This window comes from Pacificitalea manganoxidans (genome assembly GCF_002504165.1).
Taxonomy (GTDB): Bacteria; Pseudomonadota; Alphaproteobacteria; order Rhodobacterales; family Rhodobacteraceae; genus Pacificitalea; species Pacificitalea manganoxidans.
The window spans coordinates 2,684,998-2,704,236 of record NZ_CP021404.1; the positions used below are offsets into that span (position 1 = coordinate 2,684,998).

General features: G+C 65.5%; 20 protein-coding genes. 12 read left to right on the forward strand and 8 right to left on the reverse strand.

The window, feature by feature from the left end; all coding sequences use genetic code 11:
* The first annotated feature begins 48 nt into the window (after positions 1 to 48).
* Positions 49 to 945 (forward strand): LysR family transcriptional regulator ArgP, encoded by an 897-nt coding sequence (locus CBW24_RS12195; RefSeq protein WP_097373754.1) that lies wholly within the window; start codon positions 49 to 51, stop codon positions 943 to 945.
* 16 nt (positions 946 to 961) lie between these two features.
* Here the strand turns inward: CBW24_RS12195 and CBW24_RS12200 are convergent, their stop codons facing one another.
* From CBW24_RS12200 to CBW24_RS12220, 6 genes are all read right to left on the reverse strand, one after another.
* On the reverse strand, positions 962 to 1,528 hold the full coding sequence (locus CBW24_RS12200) for a DinB family protein (RefSeq protein ID WP_097373755.1): 567 nt from the start codon (positions 1,526 to 1,528) through the stop codon (positions 962 to 964).
* An 86-nt stretch (positions 1,529 to 1,614) separates the two neighbouring features.
* Positions 1,615 to 2,031, reverse strand: coding sequence for an L-alanine exporter AlaE (gene alaE / locus CBW24_RS12205; RefSeq protein ID WP_097373756.1), 417 nt, complete (start codon positions 2,029 to 2,031; stop codon positions 1,615 to 1,617).
* A complete protein-coding gene (locus tag CBW24_RS18760) occupies positions 2,028 to 2,156 on the reverse strand; it encodes a hypothetical protein (protein WP_269779744.1) in 129 nt (42 codons plus the stop codon). The genes alaE and CBW24_RS18760 overlap by 4 nt, the downstream gene beginning before the upstream one ends.
* The gene (locus tag CBW24_RS12210) at positions 2,153 to 2,893 is read right to left on the reverse strand and encodes a YebC/PmpR family DNA-binding transcriptional regulator (protein ID WP_088663703.1); all 741 of its coding nucleotides are present in this window, start codon (positions 2,891 to 2,893) and stop codon (positions 2,153 to 2,155) included. Before CBW24_RS12210 ends, CBW24_RS18760 begins: the two co-directional genes overlap by 4 nt.
* Positions 2,894 to 2,991: 98 nt before the next feature.
* Complete coding sequence (locus tag CBW24_RS12215) at positions 2,992 to 4,467, reverse strand: inorganic phosphate transporter (RefSeq protein ID WP_097373757.1); 1,476 nt, start codon at positions 4,465 to 4,467, stop codon at positions 2,992 to 2,994.
* A gap of 155 nt (positions 4,468 to 4,622) precedes the next feature.
* Positions 4,623 to 5,993: an aminotransferase gene (locus CBW24_RS12220; protein ID WP_097373758.1), complete on the reverse strand. Its 1,371-nt coding sequence runs from the start codon at positions 5,991 to 5,993 to the stop codon at positions 4,623 to 4,625.
* 162 nt (positions 5,994 to 6,155) lie between these two features.
* Between CBW24_RS12220 and CBW24_RS12225 the strand changes: the two genes are divergently transcribed.
* Positions 6,156 to 7,121: a LysR family transcriptional regulator gene (locus CBW24_RS12225; RefSeq protein ID WP_097373759.1), complete on the forward strand. Its 966-nt coding sequence runs from the start codon at positions 6,156 to 6,158 to the stop codon at positions 7,119 to 7,121.
* A gap of 6 nt (positions 7,122 to 7,127) precedes the next feature.
* Here CBW24_RS12225 and CBW24_RS12230 read toward each other — a convergent pair whose 3' ends face one another.
* Positions 7,128 to 8,189: a zinc-binding metallopeptidase family protein gene (locus CBW24_RS12230; protein WP_097373760.1), complete on the reverse strand. Its 1,062-nt coding sequence runs from the start codon at positions 8,187 to 8,189 to the stop codon at positions 7,128 to 7,130.
* Positions 8,190 to 8,385: 196 nt separating this feature from the next.
* On the opposite strand from CBW24_RS12230, the gene CBW24_RS12235 reads away from it, so the two are divergent.
* The 10 genes from CBW24_RS12235 to ftsH all read left to right on the forward strand — a co-directional run bounded on the left by CBW24_RS12235 (position 8,386) and on the right by ftsH (position 18,253).
* Positions 8,386 to 8,805 (forward strand): YbgC/FadM family acyl-CoA thioesterase, encoded by a 420-nt coding sequence (locus tag CBW24_RS12235; protein ID WP_097373761.1) that lies wholly within the window; start codon positions 8,386 to 8,388, stop codon positions 8,803 to 8,805.
* Positions 8,806 to 8,940: 135 nt separating this feature from the next.
* Positions 8,941 to 9,636, forward strand: coding sequence for a protein TolQ (tolQ, locus tag CBW24_RS12240; RefSeq protein WP_088663658.1), 696 nt, complete (start codon positions 8,941 to 8,943; stop codon positions 9,634 to 9,636).
* A 3-nt stretch (positions 9,637 to 9,639) separates the two neighbouring features.
* Entirely contained in the window at positions 9,640 to 10,119 is a 480-nt protein-coding gene (gene tolR, locus CBW24_RS12245; RefSeq protein WP_088663657.1) for a protein TolR, read from the forward strand.
* A gap of 88 nt (positions 10,120 to 10,207) precedes the next feature.
* Complete coding sequence (locus CBW24_RS12250) at positions 10,208 to 11,449, forward strand: cell envelope integrity protein TolA (protein WP_088663656.1); 1,242 nt, start codon at positions 10,208 to 10,210, stop codon at positions 11,447 to 11,449.
* Positions 11,450 to 11,648: 199 nt separating this feature from the next.
* On the forward strand, positions 11,649 to 12,947 hold the full coding sequence (gene tolB / locus CBW24_RS12255) for a Tol-Pal system beta propeller repeat protein TolB (RefSeq protein ID WP_232530324.1): 1,299 nt from the start codon (positions 11,649 to 11,651) through the stop codon (positions 12,945 to 12,947).
* A 138-nt stretch (positions 12,948 to 13,085) separates the two neighbouring features.
* A complete protein-coding gene (locus CBW24_RS18405; protein WP_157773216.1) occupies positions 13,086 to 13,244 on the forward strand; it encodes a hypothetical protein in 159 nt (52 codons plus the stop codon).
* A gap of 160 nt (positions 13,245 to 13,404) precedes the next feature.
* On the forward strand, positions 13,405 to 13,959 hold the full coding sequence (gene pal / locus CBW24_RS12260; RefSeq protein WP_088663655.1) for a peptidoglycan-associated lipoprotein Pal: 555 nt from the start codon (positions 13,405 to 13,407) through the stop codon (positions 13,957 to 13,959).
* A 102-nt stretch (positions 13,960 to 14,061) separates the two neighbouring features.
* A complete protein-coding gene (gene ybgF / locus CBW24_RS12265) occupies positions 14,062 to 14,997 on the forward strand; it encodes a tol-pal system protein YbgF (protein ID WP_097373762.1) in 936 nt (311 codons plus the stop codon).
* A complete protein-coding gene (gene tilS / locus CBW24_RS12270; protein WP_097373763.1) occupies positions 14,960 to 16,267 on the forward strand; it encodes a tRNA lysidine(34) synthetase TilS in 1,308 nt (435 codons plus the stop codon). Before ybgF ends, tilS begins: the two co-directional genes overlap by 38 nt.
* 69 nt (positions 16,268 to 16,336) lie before the next feature.
* The gene (gene ftsH, locus CBW24_RS12275; RefSeq protein WP_097373764.1) at positions 16,337 to 18,253 is read left to right on the forward strand and encodes an ATP-dependent zinc metalloprotease FtsH; all 1,917 of its coding nucleotides are present in this window, start codon (positions 16,337 to 16,339) and stop codon (positions 18,251 to 18,253) included.
* Between the two features lie 125 nt (positions 18,254 to 18,378).
* Here the strand turns inward: ftsH and CBW24_RS12280 are convergent, their stop codons facing one another.
* On the reverse strand, positions 18,379 to 19,101 hold the full coding sequence (locus CBW24_RS12280) for a M48 family metallopeptidase (protein WP_088663651.1): 723 nt from the start codon (positions 19,099 to 19,101) through the stop codon (positions 18,379 to 18,381).
* Between the last annotated feature and the right edge of the window lie 138 nt (positions 19,102 to 19,239).

Genomic DNA, 19,239 nt, shown 5'->3' on the forward strand with positions numbered 1-19,239 from the left:
GCAAGATAAGCTCAATTTATATGATCTACGGCGAATTAAGGCTGGCTAATGCTCGACTATCCTGCACTTCTGGCGCTTGCCGCTGTGGTGGAGACTGGCAGTTTTGATCGCGCGGCGGCCCGGCTGGCAGTGACGCCCTCCGCGATTTCCCAGCGGATCCGCCAATTGGAAGAACGCACCGGCACAGCGCTCGTCGTGCGGGGCCAGCCCGCCCGCGCGACAGCCGTTGGCGCGCGGCTGGTGCGCCATGTCGGGGAAACCCGGTTGATGGAGGCCCGGCTGGCGCAGGATATCGCCGCTGATCTGCCCGCCCCCTTGATGGTCGATGGCCCGCGCCCGGTGCGGGTTGCGGTGAACGCCGACAGTCTTGCGACATGGTTTATCGAGGCCATGCGCAGCGCGCCGGAGTTTCTGTTCGATCTGGTGATCGACGATCAGGACCATTCCGCCGACTGGCTGCGCCGGGGCGAGGTCTCGGCGGCGGTCAGCGCCCATGACGGCGTGATCCCCGGATGCGACCGCATTGATCTGGGTGTCATGCGTTACCGGATCGTGACCGCGCCCAGCTTTCTTGAGCGCTGGTGCCCCGATGGGGTCACCGCGGAGGCGCTCTCTCAGGCCCCTGCCCTGACCTACGATCTGAAGGACGGTCTGCAACGCCGCTGGTCGCGCGCGGTGTTCGGGCATGAGATCGTGATGCCGACCCATTGGCTGCCCTCATCCCATGGCTTTGCCGAGGCCGCGCGGGCTGGGCTTGGCTACGGGGCCAACCCGGAATTGCTGATCCGGGAGGATCTGGCGACGGGACGACTGGTGGAGTTGATCCCCGACACGCCGCTCGACGTGCCGCTGGCGTGGCAGGTGGGACGCCTGATTGCGCCCGCGCTGGCTCCGCTCACGGCCTCTGTGCGCAAAGCGTGGCGCGCGGCGGCTGGCCAAGCGTGACCGCCACCGCGCTGGCTCAGCTGGCGAGGTAATCCTCGCTCCAGCCCAAGGCACGCATCTCGTCGCGGCGGGCGGGCGTCGCATCGCGGGTCAGGAACTCATCGAATTGCGGCGGCGGCGCGATCGAGGTCGCCGCCAGCATCGCATGAACCTGTCCCCGGTGATGCGTGGCATGATGGGACATGTGCAGCAGCAATTCCGGCAAAGGCTCCCGCTGCACGCGATCCGGGCGGTGCACTTCGACCACGCGATCCAGATCCGCCGGGGCCAGCCCTTCACAAAAATCGATCAGCCGCTGATCCACCTCGGCCTGCGCGGCGATCAGGTCGTCAAGGTCGGGGTAAGGCTCTGGCGTCTCGCGGTGAGAGAAACCGGTGGTGCCCCCTTCGAGCGCATCGACATAAAAAAGATCGACAGTAAGCAGGTGGTTGAGCGTTGACCGCAGCGACGGAAAGAAACCGCTGCGCGGCGCCTCCCATTCACTGGGGGCAAGCTGGCGAAGCGTCTGGCCAAGGCGAAAATTGGTCAGTCGGTTGTTCCGCGCCATCAGGCGGAACGGGCGGGTCGGATCCTGAGAGTTCATGCGCCTGTCTAGCATGTCCTGCAGCGCATAGGGAACCGCAGTGCCGCAAGGGCCGGACGGGCAAGGGGCCAGACGGGCAACGGGCGCTACGGCCCCCGGCGGTCCGCTGTGCCGGTCCAGTTGCGCAGGGTTTCCAAATAGATCCCGAAGGGCCGGCTGAGCAGGATCATAAAGACGATCGCGGTCATGACCGCTGCGCCGATCTCGGCCCATGTTGCGCCCGCCACGACGAGGGTGGTGATATAGACCGGCACCTGAAACGCGACGAACGCGACAATGTCGGTCAGGGTGACGCTGATCCAGCGCGCGGGCTGGAACCGCGCGAAGACCCAGTCGCGCCACAGGCCATAGGGGCGGGACGTGGCCAGCATGACCGGGATCATGATCAACCGGGCGATCAGCACCTGCCCCGGCGCCATGCCCGCGATCAACAGCTCGCTCAGCGCGGCAATGGTGGTGAAAAACACCAACGACGCCGCCGTATCGACGAGGTAGCTTTTCATGCCAGTCCGATGCACCACTGGCCGAAGATCAAGCTGCGCCCGGCGATCCGCACCCCCGGCGCGTAAAAAAGGGCGACCCGCTGCCGGATCGCCCCTGTCAGGTCGTCATGCGTGGCGCGGCTCAAAGCTGCTCCATCACCTCGTCACTGGCTTCGAAGTTGGTGGTGACCTTCTGCACGTCATCATCATCTTCGAGCGCGTCGATCAGCTTCATCAGCTTCTGCATGCCGTCGAGATCCATCTCGGTCGTGGTCGTCGGCTTCCAGATCAGCTTGGTCGTGCTGCTTTCGCCCAGATCGGCCTCTAGTGCGGTCGAAACCTCGTTCAGGTCGGTATCGGCGCAGTAGATGACATGCCCGTCATCGGAGCTTTCGACATCCTCGGCGCCCGCTTCGATCGCGGCCATCATTACGGTGTCGTAGTCACCCACCGACGCGGGATAGACGATTTCGCCCTTCCGCTCGAACATGAACGACACCGACCCGGTTTCGCCCAGATTGCCGCCGTTCTTCGAGAAGGTCGAGCGCACTGTCGAGGCGGTGCGATTGCGGTTATCGGTCATCGCTTCGACGATCACCGCGACGCCGTTGGGGCCGTAACCTTCGTAGCGGATCTCTTCGTAGGTATCGGCATCGCCGCCCTGTGATTTCTTGATCGCGCGTTCGATCACGTCCTTGGGCACCGAGACCGACTTGGCCTCCTTGACCGCGAGCCGCAGGCGCGGGTTTTTCTCGGGGTCAGGGTCGCCCATCTTTGCGGCGACGGTGATTTCCTTGCTCAGCTTGGAGAAGAGCTTGGACCGGGCAGCGTCCTGCCGGCCCTTGCGATGCTGGATGTTGGCCCATTTGGAATGGCCTGCCATGATGCGCTCCACGTCGGTCTTTTCGGATTTCGCCCGTCTATAGGCAGAGCGACGGGTCCGGGCAATCCCCCTCGCGGAGATTGGCGGCTCTCACCGCGTCAGGGCGCCAGCTGTTCCAGCACGAGAAAGATCACCCCCGACATCAACGCTGCCGCCGGGACGGTGATGACCCATGCCGCAACGATGGTCATGAAATGCGACCGGCGCACCAGTCTGCGGCGGCGGCGTTCCTCGCGGGCAATGACCTTGCCCGGCTTGGCCGGATGCAGCTTGCGCGCGCGCCGCGCCATATACCATTCCCGAAAGAAGCCGACCCCGAACACCCCGCCCACGGCGATATGGGTCGACGAGACGGGCAACCCCAGCCATGAGGCCACGATCACGGTCAGCGCCGCCGACAGTGCCACACAATAGGCGCGCATCGGGTTGAGCTTGGTGATCTGGCTGCCCACCATGCGGATCAGTTTCGGCCCGAACAGAAACAGGCCAAAGCTAATACCGAACGCGCCGATCATCATCACCCAGAACGGCACCGCCACTGCGCCCGATAGGGTCGCCGTCTCCAGAACCGCCACGATAGCCGCAAGCGGGCCGACGGCATTGGCGACGTCATTGGCCCCATGCGCAAAGGACAGCAGCGCCGCCGACAGCACCAGTGGCAGGCCAAACAGCACCTTGAGCGAACGGTTGCGGTTTTCCAGCCCTTCGGACCGGCGCGCGACGAGCGGACGGGCGATGGCCCAAGTGCCCAGCGCAACGAGCAGCCCCAGCAAAATGGCCACAGGCAGGTCGATGTCGATCAGCCGCTTCAGCCCCTTTACCGTCAGGTAAGTGGTGAATGCCCCCGCCATCACCGCGACCAGAATCGGCACCCAGACCCGCGCGGCGGCCAGTTTATCCTCGCGGTAGATGATGCGGCTTTTGATCAGCGCCAGAAACGCCGCCGCGATCACCCCGCCCAATACGGGCGAAATCACCCAGCTGGCCGCGATGGCGCCCATCGTGGGCCAGCTGACAGCGCCCAGACCGGCCGCCGCGATGCCCGCGCCCATGACCCCGCCGACGACGGAATGGGTGGTGGAGACCGGCGCACCGACCAGCGTCGCAAGGTTCACCCACAGCGCAGAGGAGACGAGCGCCGCCATCATCGCGTAGATGAATACGGTGTTATCGGTAAAGGCGTCTGGGCTGACGATGCCCTTGGCGATGGTCGACACCACATCGCCCCCCGCCAGCAACGCGCCCGCGCTTTCGCACACTGCCGCGATGATGATCGCCCCGCCCATGGTCAGCGCATTCGCACCCACCGCAGGCCCCATGTTGTTGGCGACGTCATTGGCCCCGATATTCAGCGCCATATAGGCCCCGAACACCGCCGCCGCGACGAGGATCACCCCGTCATGGCCGACGCCCGCGAACACCGCCGCCGCGATCCCCGCCACGACCATGAAGGCCAGCGCGACGCCGATCCCCACGGTGGAGCGCGACAGGTATTGTGTCGCATATTCCACCTGGCTGATCCGGTTGAGATCCTTGTCCAGTGTCTTCCACTGGTTGGGATTGTCAGTCGCCATTCGCTCATCGCTCCGTTTCGCAGGCCCCGGACCGCGCCGGAGCCTCGCGCTGCTAACGGCGAATCAGGCTCAGATCAAGAAATGCCCGTCAGCCTGCCGTCACAGGAGGGTTAGGATTGCCCCCCTGCGCTGCACGTCTGCGGCCTTCGGTGCGGTTATCCGACCTCCGCAAAGACCCGCGTCAGGGCCTGTTCCAGCTTCTCGAACATCTCGTCCATCTGGGCGTCGGTCATGATAAACGGCGGGCAGAGCACCACGGCCTGCCCCAGCGGGCGACAGATCAGCCCGGCATCGGTGGAAGCGTTGGCGATACGCTCGGACACCGACAGGCTGCCGTCAAAGGGCACCTTGCCTGCCTTGTCCTGCACGGCCTCCAGCGCGCCCATTAGGCCCATGCCGCGCGCCTCGCCGATATGGTCCATCTGTGCCAGACGAGCCATGCCAGCCTCGAACCGGGGGGTCAGCGCGCGCACGTTGTCCAGCAGACCTTCGTTCAAAATGACGTCGATCGCCTTCAGCGCGATGGCGCAGCCTACCGGATGACCGGAGGCTGTAAAGCCATGCGGAAATTCCTCGATCGCCTCCGCCGCGTCCTGCATCCGGTCGGCAAGGTCGGGGCCAAGGATCACCGCGCCCATCGGGAAATACCCGGCGGTCATGGCCTTTGACGCGATGATCGCGTCAGGCATGAAATCCAGCGACTGGCAGCCCCAGACCGCGCCGGTGCGCCCGAAGCCGCAGATCACCTCGTCGGAGACCAGCGGGATGCCGTGGCGTTTCAGGATCGGGGCGATGGTCTGGAAGTAGCCCTCGGGCGGGACGATCACCCCGCCTGCCCCCATCACCGGCTCGGCCACGAACGCAGCGATGCTGGCGGCCCCTTCGCGGGCGATGGTGTCCTCCAGCTCCGCCCCGAGACGCGCGGTGTAGTCGGCCTCGCTTTCGCCATCGCGCCCCTCGCGCCAATAATGCGGGCAGCCCAGATGAATAAACCCGTCGAGCGGCAGGCCGAACACGTCGTTATAGGGCTTTCCCGTCATGGAGGCCGAGACCACCGTGACCCCGTGATAGCTATTCTTGCGGGTCAGGATTTTACGCGCTTGCGGGCGGCCCTCGGCACGGTTGAGAAACCACAGCATCTTGACCAGCGTATCGTTCGCCTCGGAGCCGGAGTTCGTGTAGAACACCTTGCCCCGCGCGAAAGGCGACACCTCGATCAGCTTTTCCGACAACATCACGGTCTGATCGCTCATCCGTCCGAAAAACGCGTGATAGCCGGGAAACCGGTCATATTGCGCCTTTGCGGCGGCGGCGAGGCCCGGATGGTCAAAGCCCGCAACCATGTTCCACAGACCCGAATTGGCATCCAGATAGCGGCGTCCCTGCACATCCACGACATAGGGGCCCTCGCCATGGGTCAGCACGACCGTGCCGCGCTCATGGATCGTCGGCAGATCGGTGAACCCGTAGAAGCTCGCAGCCTCGGCGCGGGCTTCCCAGCTTTGGGGAGTGGAAGTATCGGGCATAGGGAAAATCCGCTTGGATGGGAGGTCTGAACGTGACGCTAGCCGGGTGGCGCGCGTGTTTCAACGGCCCCGCCATGCCCGCAACGCGCCAGAGCCGGTTGCCCGCGCGGCAGGTTCCGTCCTAGGGTCCGCGCCGAACGCCGCAGCGAAGGGGCCGCGATCATGTCAGAGACGCCGGGCCGGGTAACGCTATGGGGGATCGAGGTGTTTCTCGCCACCGCCGAAGAGGGCGCGATTTCCGCCGCCGCGCGCCGTTTGGGGGCAAGCCCCTCGGGCGTCAGCCAGCAGATTACCGGGCTGGAGGCGGCCCTGGGCTGCACGCTGATCGACCGCTCGACCCGCCCGCTCACCCTGACACCGGCAGGCCGGACGTTTCTGCGGCGCGCGACCCGCATTCGCCACGAGGCCGCACAGGCGCAGGCCGAACTGGCCGCGCATGACCTGAGCCATCTGCGCAGCTTCCGGCTGGGGATGATCGAGGATTTGGACGCCGATGTGACGCCCGCCTTGCTGAGCCTGATGGCAGACGAGTTGAAAAGCTGCCAGTTCCTGTTGGAAACGGGCGCCAGTCATCGGCTCACCGATCATCTGGAGCATCGCACCCTAGATGTCATCGTCGCCGCCGATACCGGGCAGCGCGCCAACTGGATGGAAACCCATCCGCTGCTGGAAGAGCCCTATGTCATCGCGATGCCGCGCGGGCGTGTCACGACCCCCGCCGCGCTGGAGCCCGCATTACGAGAACTGCCGCTGATCCAATATACCCAGCGGCACATGATGGGCCGTCAGATCCATGCGCATCTGCTGGCACAAGAACTGCGTCCCTCGGGGCGATTCGAACTCGACAGCTATCACGCCATCATGGCGATGGTGGCGCGGGGCACGGGCTGGACGATCCTGACGCCGCTTGGATTGGCGCGCGCGCACCGGTTCCGGGACGAGGCCGATGTGTTCCCCCTGCCCTTTGCCCCGCTGAGCCGCCGGATCACGCTGTCGGCGCGAGCGGGCGTGCTGCAAGACATGCCGGGACAGGTCGCCACGCGGATGCGCGGGTTGCTGGCCGATATGGTCGTCCAACCCACAATCGCCCGGCTGCCTTGGCTAGACGGGCAGTTGCGGGTGCTTTGACCGCGCTCAGGCCGCCATCGCCCCGCGACGCGCATCCCATAGCGCTGCATGCACGGCCTTCAGCTTGTCCGCGACCGGCGGTGTAATGACCTGAGGCATGAAGTCCAGCAGCCCCATTTCCCGGTTTAGCTCGTTCAGGATCAATCCCAACTGCGCATATCGCGCGAGCATCAGATCCACATTTTCCTGTTCGGCATCCGCGCGGGGCGCCAGCAGACCCAGCTGCTCCGCCGTGTCGAGCACGGCGCGCATGTCCAGATAGAACGAAAAACTTTCGGCCCAGTCTTCCCACGGGTGCATCGTCGCATAGGCGCTGATGTGGGTTTCGCGCCAATCCTCCGGCGGGCCCTCCTGATAGTGCCGGTCAAGCGCAGTGGCGTAATCTGGGTTTTCAGGATCACCGAACGTGTCGTTGAAGGCAGCGGATTTGACCGGGTCGTTCTTGACCAGCAGATCCCAATAGTAATGCCCGACCTCATGGCGGAAATGACCAATCAGGGTGCGGTGCGCCTCGTTCATATCGACACGGGCGGCTTCGCGCGCAGCGTCGTCGGCCTCTTTGATGTTGATGGTGATAAGCCCGTTGGCATGGCCGGTATAGACATGCTCGGCGTCATCCATCCGCCGCCACGGCCCCTGATCGACCGGATCGCCCATAAAGGCGAAGGACAGCGGCGGATCAATCCCGTCATCGCGCGCGCCATAAGGCAGGCCAAGCCGGTCAAGCGCGTAGAACAGCCGCCGCTTTGCCGCCTCCAGCCGCGCCCATTTCTCCTGATTTCCGGGCACGCTCATATCCGGCACGGTATCGTTGAAACGGCAGGCATCGCAGAGGCTTTCATCCTCGAATGCCGGCACCATCCGGTTGCAAACCGCCCAGTCGGCGTAGTTCTCGCATTTGTGGTTGGTCGTGTTGCAGGTCATGCAAACCCAATCGGTGCCGCCCTGCGGCTCCTGCGCGGAGATCGTCTCGCAATTCTGGCACCAGCCGACCTCGCGCCCGCAGGTCTGGCACAGGGAATTGTCGAAAAACAGGGTATTGCCGCACACGCAGGCATAGGTTCGCATCGGTCCCTCCGGGGAAAGCATTGCGCGGCCTAACTCCGTCGGGCCGGTTCGGGTCCGTGGCACGGCAGGTATATTTTCAGGGCAGCGCGCGGGACGAACGCCACGGTTCCCGTCGGGGGCCTATCGCCCGCGCGAGCAGGTTCACGATGCGCCCGCCCTATTCCCTGCAGGTCTGCCCGCTGCTACACCCGCAGACATGAGCACACCGCATCTTCTCCCCGTGCAGGTCTGGTATGAAGACACCGACATGGGCGGGATCGTCTACTATGCCAATTACCTGAAATTCATCGAACGTGGCCGTTCCGACTGGATCGCGGGGCTCGGGCTCGATCAGGAGGCTTTGCGCCTTGCGGGCACCGTCTTTGCGGTGCGGCGGCTGGAGGCGGACTATCTTGCCCCGGCCCGGTTCGGCGACGTGTTGCGGGTGGAAACCGTGCCCGGTCTGCTGCGTGGCGCGCGGCTGGAAATGGCGCAACGGGTTTTGCGCGACGACACGGTGCTGTTTACCGCGCAGGTGACGCTTGTGGCGCTGGGTCCGACAGGGCGACCGGCGCGCCTGCCGGACGCGCTGCGCGGCCAGTTGGCGCCCCAAGCGCAGGCCCCCGGACAGGACTGAGCCATACCCCGATCGGCAAGCACGGGCTCACCGGCCGTGCGATGACGCGGTTGTGTTGGATTTTCCTCTGCCGCTTCGTTAGAATCACCTGTAATGAGCGGCCAACAACGCCGCCCCGAGCAACGAGCAGGCAGAATGGAAACCGAAACACTTGCTATGGCGCAGGAGATTGATTTCTCCATGCTCGCCCTTTTCGCGCGTGCCACCCTGACGGTGAAGCTGGTCATGCTGCTGCTGATCGTCGCATCGTTCTGGTCATGGGCGATTATCATCCAGAAACACATCACCTATCGTCGCGCCCGGGCGCAGGCGGGCCGGTTCGACCGGGCTTTCTGGTCGGGGGAGCCGCTCGATGAACTGTTCGAGCAGATCGGCCCAGATCCCGCAGGCTCGTCCCAGCGCATCTTTGCCGCCGGTATGATGGAATGGCGCCGCTCGCATCGCGACGATGGCGCGCTGATCGCCGGGGCCCAGTCGCGCATCGACCGTTCGATGGACGTGGCCATTGCCAAGGAAACCGAACAGCTCAACAGCGGGCTGAGCTTCCTCGCCACGGTCGGATCCACCGCGCCGTTCGTCGGGCTCTTTGGCACCGTCTGGGGCATCAAGACCGCGTTCGAAGAAATCGCCATTGCGCAGAACACCAACCTTGCCGTTGTCGCCCCCGGTATTGCTGAGGCGCTGCTGGCCACGGGTCTGGGTCTGCTTGCGGCAATTCCGGCGGTGATTTTCTATAACAAGCTGTCGACCGACAGCGACCGCATCATCGGCAATTACGAAAGCTTCGCCGACGAGTTTTCCACCATTCTGTCGCGCCAGCTGGACGCCTGAGCGATGGGAGCGGGTGTCATCAAGGGCGGCGGAAGCGGCAAGCGGCGCGGTCGGCGTCGGGCGCGTCCCGCGGCGATGGCCGAAATCAACGTCACGCCCTTTGTCGACGTGATGCTGGTGCTGCTGATCATCTTCATGGTCGCGGCACCGCTGCTGACCGTGGGCGTGCCGGTGGAATTGCCGAAAACCGCCGCGCAGGCGCTTCCGCATGAGCAGGAAGAGCCGCTGACCATCACGCTGACCCCGGACGGTCTGGTCACCATCCAGACAACCGAGGTCGACGAGGCCGAACTGATCCCCCGCCTGCAAGGCATCGCGGCGGAACGTGCGGATGACAAGGTCTTCCTGCGGGCTGACGGATCGATCCCCTACGCCCGCGTGGTGGAGGTGATGGGCGCGCTGAACGCGGGCGGCTTCTCCAATATCGGGCTTGTCACCGATACCGGCGGGCGCAGGCTCGACGGCACCGACGCGGGCAATTGAGCGGCGCGCACGGGCGCGGCCGCCATAGGATCAGGGCGCCCCGAACGGGGCGGGCGAATGTGAACCAGTTGGAACGGGAGCGCGCAGGGTGAAAACCGGCACGATGATCTCCGGGATCGGACATGCGGTGCTCATCCTCTGGGCGCTGCTGGGCGGTCTGTTTTCCCATGACCGGCAGGACATGCAATTCACCGAGGTCACGATGATCTCGGGGGATGAGTTTGCTGCGCTCGTCAACAATGCCTCCACCGCCCCGCCCGAGGTCGAAAGCCCGACGCCCACCGCGCCGGAGCCGCCCGCGCCGGAAACCGACACCGCTGCCGCCCCCGCGCCCGAAGCGGCCCCTGCCCCCGCACCGGAACCGGAACCTGCGCCCGCGCCGCAGACGCCGGACGCGGCCCCCGATGTGACCGAGCTTGCCGAAACGCCGCGCGCCGAGGTCAGCGATGTGGCGCCCGACGCGCCGGTCGCGCCGCAGGAAACCGCCGGTGCGACGATGGCCCCGGGTCGGTCGGATACACCGACGCCCCGACCTGCACCGCGTGTCGCACCGACCCCGGCCCCCGCCCCGGCCCCCGATGCGCAGGTCGCGCCCGATGTGCAGGAGGCCGCCGAGCCCGAACAAAGCGCCGAGGCCGAAACCGTGGCCGAACCGCAGGAAGCGACCGCGCCCGAGGAAGCCGCGACCGAAATCGTGACCGAGGCCGAGACACCCGAAGGAGGCGAACAGTTGGCGCTCGCCCCCACCGGCTCGCCCCGTCCCCGCCAGCGCCCGCAGCGCCCCGCCGCGCCGCGCGAACCGGCCCCCACACCGGAACCCGCCCGCACGCCCGATCCGGCCCCGACGCCCGAGCCTGAGCGCACGCCGGACCCCGCGCCCACCCCCGAGCCTGAACCAGAGCCCGCACCTGCCGCCGATCCGCTAGCCGATGCGATTGCCGATGCCGTGGCCGATGCGGTGGGCAGCAGTTCGTCTGCTCCCGAACAGGCGCCGACCCGCTCCGGCCCGCCGATGACAGCGGGCGAGCGCGAAGCCCTGCGCGTGGGCGTGCAGCAATGCTGGAATGTCGGCTCGCTATCGTCCGAGGCACTGCGCACCACGGTCACCGTTTCGGTAAACATGAACCAGAACGCGACCCCCGACACCGGCTCAATCCGTATGATAGGCTATGAGGGCGGTTCGGAAGCAGCGGCGCGTCAGGCATTCGAGGCCGCGCGGCGGGCGATCATCCGTTGCGGCTCCAACGGTTTTCAGCTGCCGGCCGAAAAATACGGCCAGTGGGCGGTGATCGAAATGGTTTTCAATCCCGAAGGGATGCGCCTGCGATGAGCAGCCGCCCTTCGCCCGCCCGTCTTGTCGCAACGGCAGGTCGGGAACAATCCACGCGCTTGGCGCATTTGACCTCCGGGCAAACCGGGTCGGATAGAGAGAGGGGAACGACATGGCATTCTCACGGGTGAACCGCGGGATCATGGCCGGAGCGCGCAGCAGCGCAGCATCCGGACTTGCAGCACTGACACTGGCCGCGATGGCGATGACGCTGGGCGCCACCGTCCCGGCCACGGCCCAGAACGGGCCGCTGCGCATCGAGATCACCGAAGGCGTGATCGAACCGCTGCCCTTCGCCATTCCGACCTTCGAGGCCGAATCCGGCAATGCCGGTGAGCTTGCCGCGCAGATCAGTCAGGTCGTCGCTGACGACTTGGTCGGCACCGGGCTGTTCCGGCAGATCCCCTCCTCGGCCTTTATCAGCCAAGTTTCGGATTTCGACGCCAACGTTCAGTATCCCGACTGGAAAGCGATCAACGCACAGGCGCTGATCACCGGCGCCGTATCGGTCGATGGCAGCGGGCAAGTGAATGTAAAATTCCGCCTCTTCGACGTGTTTTCCGAAGCGCCCTTGGGTGACGGGCTGCAACTGGGCGGGTCGTCCGACAGCTGGCGCCGCATCGCGCATAAGGTCGCCGATCAGGTCTATTCCCGGATCACCGGCGAGGGCGGCTATTTTGACAGCCGCGTGGTGTTCGTGGCCGAGGATGGCCCGAAGGATGCCCGCCGCAAACGGCTGGCCGTCATGGATTACGATGGTGCAAACGTCCAATACCTGACCGACAGTTCGTCGATCGTGCTGGCGCCCCGGTTCTCGCCCACCGGCGACCGGGTGCTGTATACCAGCTACGAAACCGGCTTCCCAAAGATCTATCTGATGAATGTCGGCACCGTGCAGCGCCGCGCGTTGGAGGATCAGCCGGGCACCATGACCTTTGCGCCGCGCTTCGCGCCGGACGGGCAGACCGTGGTCTACTCGCTGGCACAGGGCGGAAATACCGACATCTATTCGCTGAACGTCAACGGCGGCGCGCCGCAGCGCCTAACCTCCGCGCCCTCGATCGAGACCGCGCCGAGTTTCTCCCCCGATGGCAGCCAGATCGTGTTTGAAAGCGACCGGTCCGGCACCCAGCAGCTTTACATCATGCCCGCATCGGGCGGCGAAGCGCGGCGCATCAGCTTTGGCGAAGGGCGCTACGGCACGCCGGTGTGGTCCCCGCGCGGCGATCTTATCGCGTTTACCAAGCAGAACGCAGGCCGGTTCCACATTGGTGTGATGCGCACTGACGGCTCCGAAGAGCGGCTTCTGACGGCGTCTTTCCTCGACGAAGGTCCGACATGGGCGCCCAATGGCCGGGTGCTGATGTTCACCCGCGAAAGCGCGGGCGCGGGCGGACAGCCGACGCTGTATTCCGTCGACATCTCAGGCCGGAACCTGAAACGTGTGCCCACGGGGGGCTCCGCTTCTGACCCGGCATGGTCCCCGCTGCTGCAATAATCCGCAGTGCCGTCGATCTGACCCTCGGGGCGGATCGGCGGCGCCCCTACGCCGCGCCGCGCACGGGCGATTGAATTCCCCGCCCTGCCCGGCAATGGTAGGACATGACGTAACGAGAGCGACAGGAGTAAGCCGCACATGACCAGACCCTTTTCGAGCGCCGCGATCATGGCCCTGATTCTGGGCCTTGCGGCCTGCGACGCGCCGGGGCTCGGTGAGCCGGGCGGAGCTTCTGCGCTGGGACGGACAGGCGAATACGCCCCGGTTCTCGCGGGCGATGGCGAGCCGCTCCCCTGATCGCACGACCTGTGCCAAAGCCCCGGCGCGCGCACCCGCCCGGGACCTTGGCAGACACCCCTGCCCCGCGCGGCGGCTGACCGTCGCGCCCGGCCCCATCGCGCAGTCATGGATCGCAGACAGGTCCAGACGCGCCCCGAGGAACGAGAGACAGACTGACATGACCGTCCTTTCCAATATCTTTACGACCCGCCGCGCCCTGCGTGGTCTTGCCCTTATCGCTGTGATCGGCGCTGCCGCCTGCACCAGCCCCGACCAGTATGCCGGGGGCGGCTACGGCGCCGATGCCGGGCTGAGCAATCAGAACTATTCCGCAGGCGCGGGCACCGGCGGCCCGTCCGATCCCCGGTCGGTGGCCTATTTCAACCAGACCGTCGGGGATCGCGTCCTGTTCGCGGTGGATCAGTCCACGCTCAGCGACACAGCCCGCAACACCCTGTCGGGGCAGGCCACCTGGTTGCAGTCGAACCCCGAATATACGGCCATCATCGAAGGTCACGCCGATGAGCAGGGCACCCGCGAATACAACCTTGCACTGGGCGCTCGCCGGGCGAACGCCGCGCAGGAGTACCTGATCTCGCGCGGCATTTCGCCGAGCCGGCTGCGCACCGTCACCTACGGCAAGGAACGCCCGATCGAGGTCTGCTCGACCGAGGCCTGCTATGCCAAGAACCGCCGCGCGGTGACCGTGCTGGCCGCTGGCGCCGGGGTCTGATCCCGACGCGTCTACAACCTTTGCCGGTCCGGGCCCTCATGCCCGGTCCGGCACGCCACCCGGCCCGGTGCCACGCCGGTCCACACTGAGAAAGCTTCCGCCATGCGCCATCTTCTAGCTGTCCTGACCTTAGCCACGCTCGGCCTGAGCGGGCCGCTCGCCGCGCCCGTCGCGGCGCAGGCGAATACCGAAACCCTCGCCGATATCCGGCAGGAGCTGTCGGTGCTCTATGTCGAAGTGCAGCGCCTGAAGCGTGAACTGGTCACCACCGGCGCGCCGGGTGGTGCCGTGGCCGGAGGCTCCGCGCTGGAGCGGCTCGACAACATCGAAAGCGAGTTGCAGCGCCTAACCTCCCAGACCGAAGAATTGCAGCATCGCATCAATGTCGTCGTGACCGACGGCACCAACCGGGTCGGCGATCTCGAATTTCGTTTGTGCGAACTGGAACAGGATTGTGATCTGGGATCGCTCGGCCAGACCGCGACTCTTGGCGGCGGTGAGATGCCGGCGGTGCGCGGCGGCGGCACATCGGGCAGCTTCGGGGGTGGCACCGGCGGTGGCGCTGGCGGTGGCCTGATCAATGACGGCGTGGCCAACCTGCCTGCGCCGGGCAATGGCGGTGCCGGGGCCAGCGCGGGCAACGCGCCGCAGCTGGCGATGAGTGAACAGGCGGATTTCGATCGGGCGAAGGCGGCCCTCGACTCCGGTAGCTTTCGCAGCGCCGCTGACGAGTTTGCGACCTTTGCCGAGACCTATCCGGGCGGACCGCTGACCGGACCTGCGCATTTCTGGCGTGGTGAAGCGCTGACCGCGCTTGGCGATACTGCCCCTGCCGCGCGGGCCTATCTGGAAAGCTTCTCCGGCGATCCCGAAGGCGGCAAAGCGCCAAATGCGCTCTACATGCTGGGTGTGTCGCTGGGTCAGCTGGGCCAGACCAACGAGGCCTGTGTGACCTTGGGCGAAGTGCAGGCCCGTTTCCCGCAATCGGACGTTGCCTTCGATGCCGGACAGTCCCGGCGCAATCTGGGCTGCAACTGAGCGCGTGACGCCAGCCGCGGCCCTTTCCAGCCATTTTGAGCAAGACCCGCCCGAAACGCGCGCAGGCCCTATCGCCGTCGCCGTTTCGGGCGGCAGCGATTCGCTCGGTCTGCTCTACGCGCTGCGGGACTGGGCACGTGCGCAGGCTGATCCGCCCCCGCTGGTCGCCGTCACCGTCGATCACGGGCTCCGCCCGGCCGCCGCCGACGAAGCGCTCCGCGTATCGGCCATCTGCATCCCGCTGGGCATTCCGCATGACATCCTGCGCTGGGACGGCTGGGACGGGCGCGGCAACCTCCAGGATCAGGCACGGCGCGCCCGCTACCGGCTGATCGGCGATTGGGCTCGGCAGGGTGGCATCGAGCATGTCGCCTTGGGCCACACGCGCGACGACAACATCGAGACGTTTCTGATGGGACTGGGGCGCGGGGCCGGGCTGGATGGTCTGTCTGGCATGCGGCGGCGTTTCAGCCGCGATGGCGTCCAGTTTCATCGCCCGCTTCTTAACACGACCCGCGACGCGCTACGGACGCTGCTCACGTCACACGGGCAGGACTGGATCGACGATCCGTCGAACGCAGACACCCGGTTCGAGCGGGTGCGCCTGCGCCGGGCGCTGGCCGCGCTCGATCTGCCGCTGGACCAAGTGGCGCTTAGCATCGACAACCTCAACGCCACGCGGCGCGATCTGGGCCGGGAACTGGATGCACGGATCGGGGGCCTGTGTCAGATGCACGGGCCCGACCTGTTGATCCCACGAAACACGTTTGCCGCCCTCAGCGCGGAATTCCGCCGCCGCACACTCAATGCTGCGTTGCGACTGATCTCGGGCGCCGATTATCCGCCGCGGGCGCGACAACTTGCCCGCCTGCTGGAGGCCAGCGCCGGTGACGCAGCGACACTGCACGGATGCGTGATCACCACCAGTGCCGATTGGCTGCGCATCGCGCGGGAGCCCGCAGCAGTGGCAGGGCATTTTGTAGATCATCAGGGACTATGGGACGGCCGTTGGCAGGTTAGGCAAGGCGAGCCTGCCCCGCAAACCCCTGAAATTCGGGCCCTCGACGTCGAAGGACTGCGGCAGTGCGGGGATCTATGGCGGGACACCGGGGTGCCGCGCGCCTCGCTCGCGGCCTCCCCTGCCCTATGGGAAGGCGAGACGCTTCTTAGCGCTGCCTGCGTGCCGGGGGCCGGGCGCATGCCAGATGCATGGCAGTGGCAGGATCGATCCGGGCTGCAACGGTTCCGACGATTGCTGCTATCGCATTGAACCCGGCCTTCAAATCCTTATCTTAGTGGGATGCCGGACACTCCGGCACCTGGTTTAGGGAGAAGCCTTGTGGGCAACGCGCGAAATATCGCATTCTGGGTCGTTCTCTTCGTTCTGATCCTTGCTCTGTTCAACCTCTTCAGCGGCGGTCAGGGCACGATGTCCTCGGACGTTCGGACCTATTCGGAATTCGTGCAGGAAGTGGATGCCGGTGACGTATCTTCGGTCACCATCGACGGCGAAAGGCTGCGCGTGCGCGGCAATGACGGGTCGAACTACACCACCATCCTGCCCCCCGGCACCGATGTCACCGATCGCCTGCTGGCCCGTGATGTTACCATCCGCGCAGAGGCACAGCAGCAAAACGGCATTCTGGCCTATCTTGGCACGTTGCTGCCCTTCATCATCCTGATCGGTATCTGGATTTTCCTGATGAACCGGATGCAGGGCGGTGGCCGTGGCGGCGCGATGGGCTTTGGTAAGTCCAAGGCCAAGATGCTGACCGAGAAGCATGGTCGTGTGACCTTTGACGATGTCGCGGGTATCGATGAGGCCAAGGAAGAATTGGAAGAAATCGTCGAATTCCTGCGCAACCCGCAGAAATTCTCGCGCTTGGGCGGTAAGATCCCGAAAGGCGCGTTGCTGGTCGGCCCTCCGGGCACCGGTAAGACGCTGCTTGCCCGTGCCATCGCAGGCGAGGCGGGTGTGCCGTTCTTCACCATTTCGGGTTCGGACTTCGTCGAGATGTTCGTGGGCGTCGGCGCCAGCCGCGTGCGCGACATGTTCGAGCAGGCGAAGAAGAACGCGCCCTGCATTGTGTTCATCGACGAAATCGACGCCGTGGGCCGGTCCCGTGGCGCGGGCATCGGCGGCGGCAATGACGAGCGCGAACAGACGCTGAACCAGCTTCTGGTCGAAATGGACGGGTTCGAGGCCAACGAGGGTGTCATCATTCTTGCCGCCACCAACCGCCGCGACGTGCTTGACCCCGCGCTGCTGCGTCCGGGCCGCTTTGACCGTCAGGTCACCGTGCCCAACCCCGATATCAAGGGGCGCGAGAAGATCCTCGGTGTGCATGCGCGCAAGACCCCGCTGGGCCCCGATGTGGACCTGCGGCTGATCGCCCGGGGCACGCCCGGTTTTTCGGGGGCGGATCTCGCGAACCTCGTCAACGAGGCGGCGCTGATGGCCGCACGTGTGGGCCGCCGCTTTGTCACGATGGTCGATTTCGAGAACGCGAAGGATAAGGTCATGATGGGCGCGGAACGGCGCTCGATGGTCCTGACGCCCGAGCAGAAGGAAAAGACCGCCTATCACGAAGCGGGCCACGCCATCGTCGGTCTGTCGCTGCCCAAATGCGACCCGGTCTATAAGGCGACGATCATTCCGCGTGGTGGTGCGCTTGGCATGGTCGTGTCGCTGCCAGAAATCGACCGCCTCAACTGGCACAAGTCGGAATGCGAGCAGAAGCTGGCGATGACCATGGCCGGTAAGGCTGCCGAAATCCTCACCTATGGCGAGGACGAAGTGTCGAACGGCCCTGCAGGCGACATCCAACAGGCTAGCTCGCTGGCCCGTGCGATGGTGCTGCGCTGGGGTATGTCCGATAAGGTCGGCAACATCGACTACCAGCAGGCGCATGAGGGCTACATGGGCAACGGCGCTGGTGGTTTCTCGGTCTCCGCTCACACCAAGGAGCTGATCGAGGAAGAGGTGAAACGCATGATCGATGAGGCCTATGTCAAGGCCGTGTCGATCCTGAAGGAGAAGAGCGAGGAATTCGAACGCCTCGCCCAAGGCCTGCTGGAATACGAAACCCTGACGGGCGAAGAAATCCAGCGCGTCATCCGGGGCGAGCCGCCCAACGCAAATTCCGATTCCGACGACACGCCCGACAATGGCAACGCGCCCTCGGTTACGGCGATGCCGAAGACCAAACCCCGCGCCAAGCCGCTCGCCGGGCCGGAGCCTGAACCGCTGGCGTGATCCGCACGATCAGCATTGTCACGACACGAAACCGCCGGGGCCCCGCCCCGGCGGTTTTCTTTGTGCGCACGAAAAAGGGCAGCCCCGGATCCGGTGACTGCCCTGTCTCAAGCCAATGCCTTCCCTCAGTTAAGAGAGTTGCGCACCCGACGCACCGTTGCGACCCGTTCGGCATTACCGGGGTGGGTCGACAGGAAGCTGTCGCCGGGATCGGGAATACGCGCGAAATATTCCGCACCATTCACCGGGTCATAGCCCGCGCGATAGGCGATCACCGTGCCAAGGCTGTCGGCCTCCAACTCATATGCCTTGGAATACCGGCGCACGCCGACCTGCGCGCCGATCTGCGAGGCGGTCTGCACCAGACCGTCCGAGCCGCCGCCCAGCGTCGCCAGCACACCGCCGATCAACGCCCCGGTCTGGGCGGAGCTGCGGGTGCGCGCAAGGTGCCCCTCGATATGGTGCGCGGTTTCATGACCTAGAATGAACGCCAATTCATCCTGATTGCGGGCATCCGCGATGAGCGAGGCCGTAAAGGCCACGATGGGACGGCCTTGTTCGTCCTGCGTCTGAAAGGCGTTTGGCGCGGCATTGGGGGTATTGTCGACGACGATGCGGAAATCGCAGTTGAGATTGCTGGTCTGGCTGCGACAGATCTGCTCGGCCACCGGCTCCACCCGGCTGACGACGCTGGCAAAGTTGCGGGTTGCGATCTCTGCGCTGGCGACCGGCCCGACCGAGCTGTTGCCGCCGCCCACCGTGGTGGTCGGCACGATCGGCACAACCTCGCAGGCGGCCAGGGTCGCGGTAATCCCGGTCGCGGCCAGCAGGGTCTTGAACGATGGCATGGATATCCTCCGAATTCCGTGATGCTGGGGCAGGAACATAGCGGCGTTGGGCGCCGCGACCAGTCGCCACAGGCATACAAGCGTCGGGTTCCGCAGGTTGTGATCATATGCAGATCGCCGCTGACAGCCCTTAGGAAC

Coding starts and splice junctions, on each gene's coding strand:
- CBW24_RS12195 (WP_097373754.1), top strand. CDS start 49: ATGCTCGACTATCCTGCACTTCTGGCGCTTGCCGCTGTGGTGGAGACT.
- CBW24_RS12200 (WP_097373755.1), bottom strand. CDS start 1,528: ATGAACTCTCAGGATCCGACCCGCCCGTTCCGCCTGATGGCGCGGAAC.
- alaE (WP_097373756.1), bottom strand. CDS start 2,031: ATGAAAAGCTACCTCGTCGATACGGCGGCGTCGTTGGTGTTTTTCACC.
- CBW24_RS12210 (WP_088663703.1), bottom strand. CDS start 2,893: ATGGCAGGCCATTCCAAATGGGCCAACATCCAGCATCGCAAGGGCCGG.
- CBW24_RS12215 (WP_097373757.1), bottom strand. CDS start 4,467: ATGGCGACTGACAATCCCAACCAGTGGAAGACACTGGACAAGGATCTC.
- CBW24_RS12220 (WP_097373758.1), bottom strand. CDS start 5,993: ATGCCCGATACTTCCACTCCCCAAAGCTGGGAAGCCCGCGCCGAGGCT.
- CBW24_RS12225 (WP_097373759.1), top strand. CDS start 6,156: ATGTCAGAGACGCCGGGCCGGGTAACGCTATGGGGGATCGAGGTGTTT.
- CBW24_RS12230 (WP_097373760.1), bottom strand. CDS start 8,189: ATGCGAACCTATGCCTGCGTGTGCGGCAATACCCTGTTTTTCGACAAT.
- CBW24_RS12235 (WP_097373761.1), top strand. CDS start 8,386: ATGAGCACACCGCATCTTCTCCCCGTGCAGGTCTGGTATGAAGACACC.
- tolQ (WP_088663658.1), top strand. CDS start 8,941: ATGGAAACCGAAACACTTGCTATGGCGCAGGAGATTGATTTCTCCATG.
- tolR (WP_088663657.1), top strand. CDS start 9,640: ATGGGAGCGGGTGTCATCAAGGGCGGCGGAAGCGGCAAGCGGCGCGGT.
- tolB (WP_232530324.1), top strand. CDS start 11,649: ATGGCGATGACGCTGGGCGCCACCGTCCCGGCCACGGCCCAGAACGGG.
- CBW24_RS18405 (WP_157773216.1), top strand. CDS start 13,086: ATGACCAGACCCTTTTCGAGCGCCGCGATCATGGCCCTGATTCTGGGC.
- pal (WP_088663655.1), top strand. CDS start 13,405: ATGACCGTCCTTTCCAATATCTTTACGACCCGCCGCGCCCTGCGTGGT.
- ybgF (WP_097373762.1), top strand. CDS start 14,062: ATGCGCCATCTTCTAGCTGTCCTGACCTTAGCCACGCTCGGCCTGAGC.
- tilS (WP_097373763.1), top strand. CDS start 14,960: ATGCCGGACAGTCCCGGCGCAATCTGGGCTGCAACTGAGCGCGTGACG.
- CBW24_RS12280 (WP_088663651.1), bottom strand. CDS start 19,101: ATGCCATCGTTCAAGACCCTGCTGGCCGCGACCGGGATTACCGCGACC.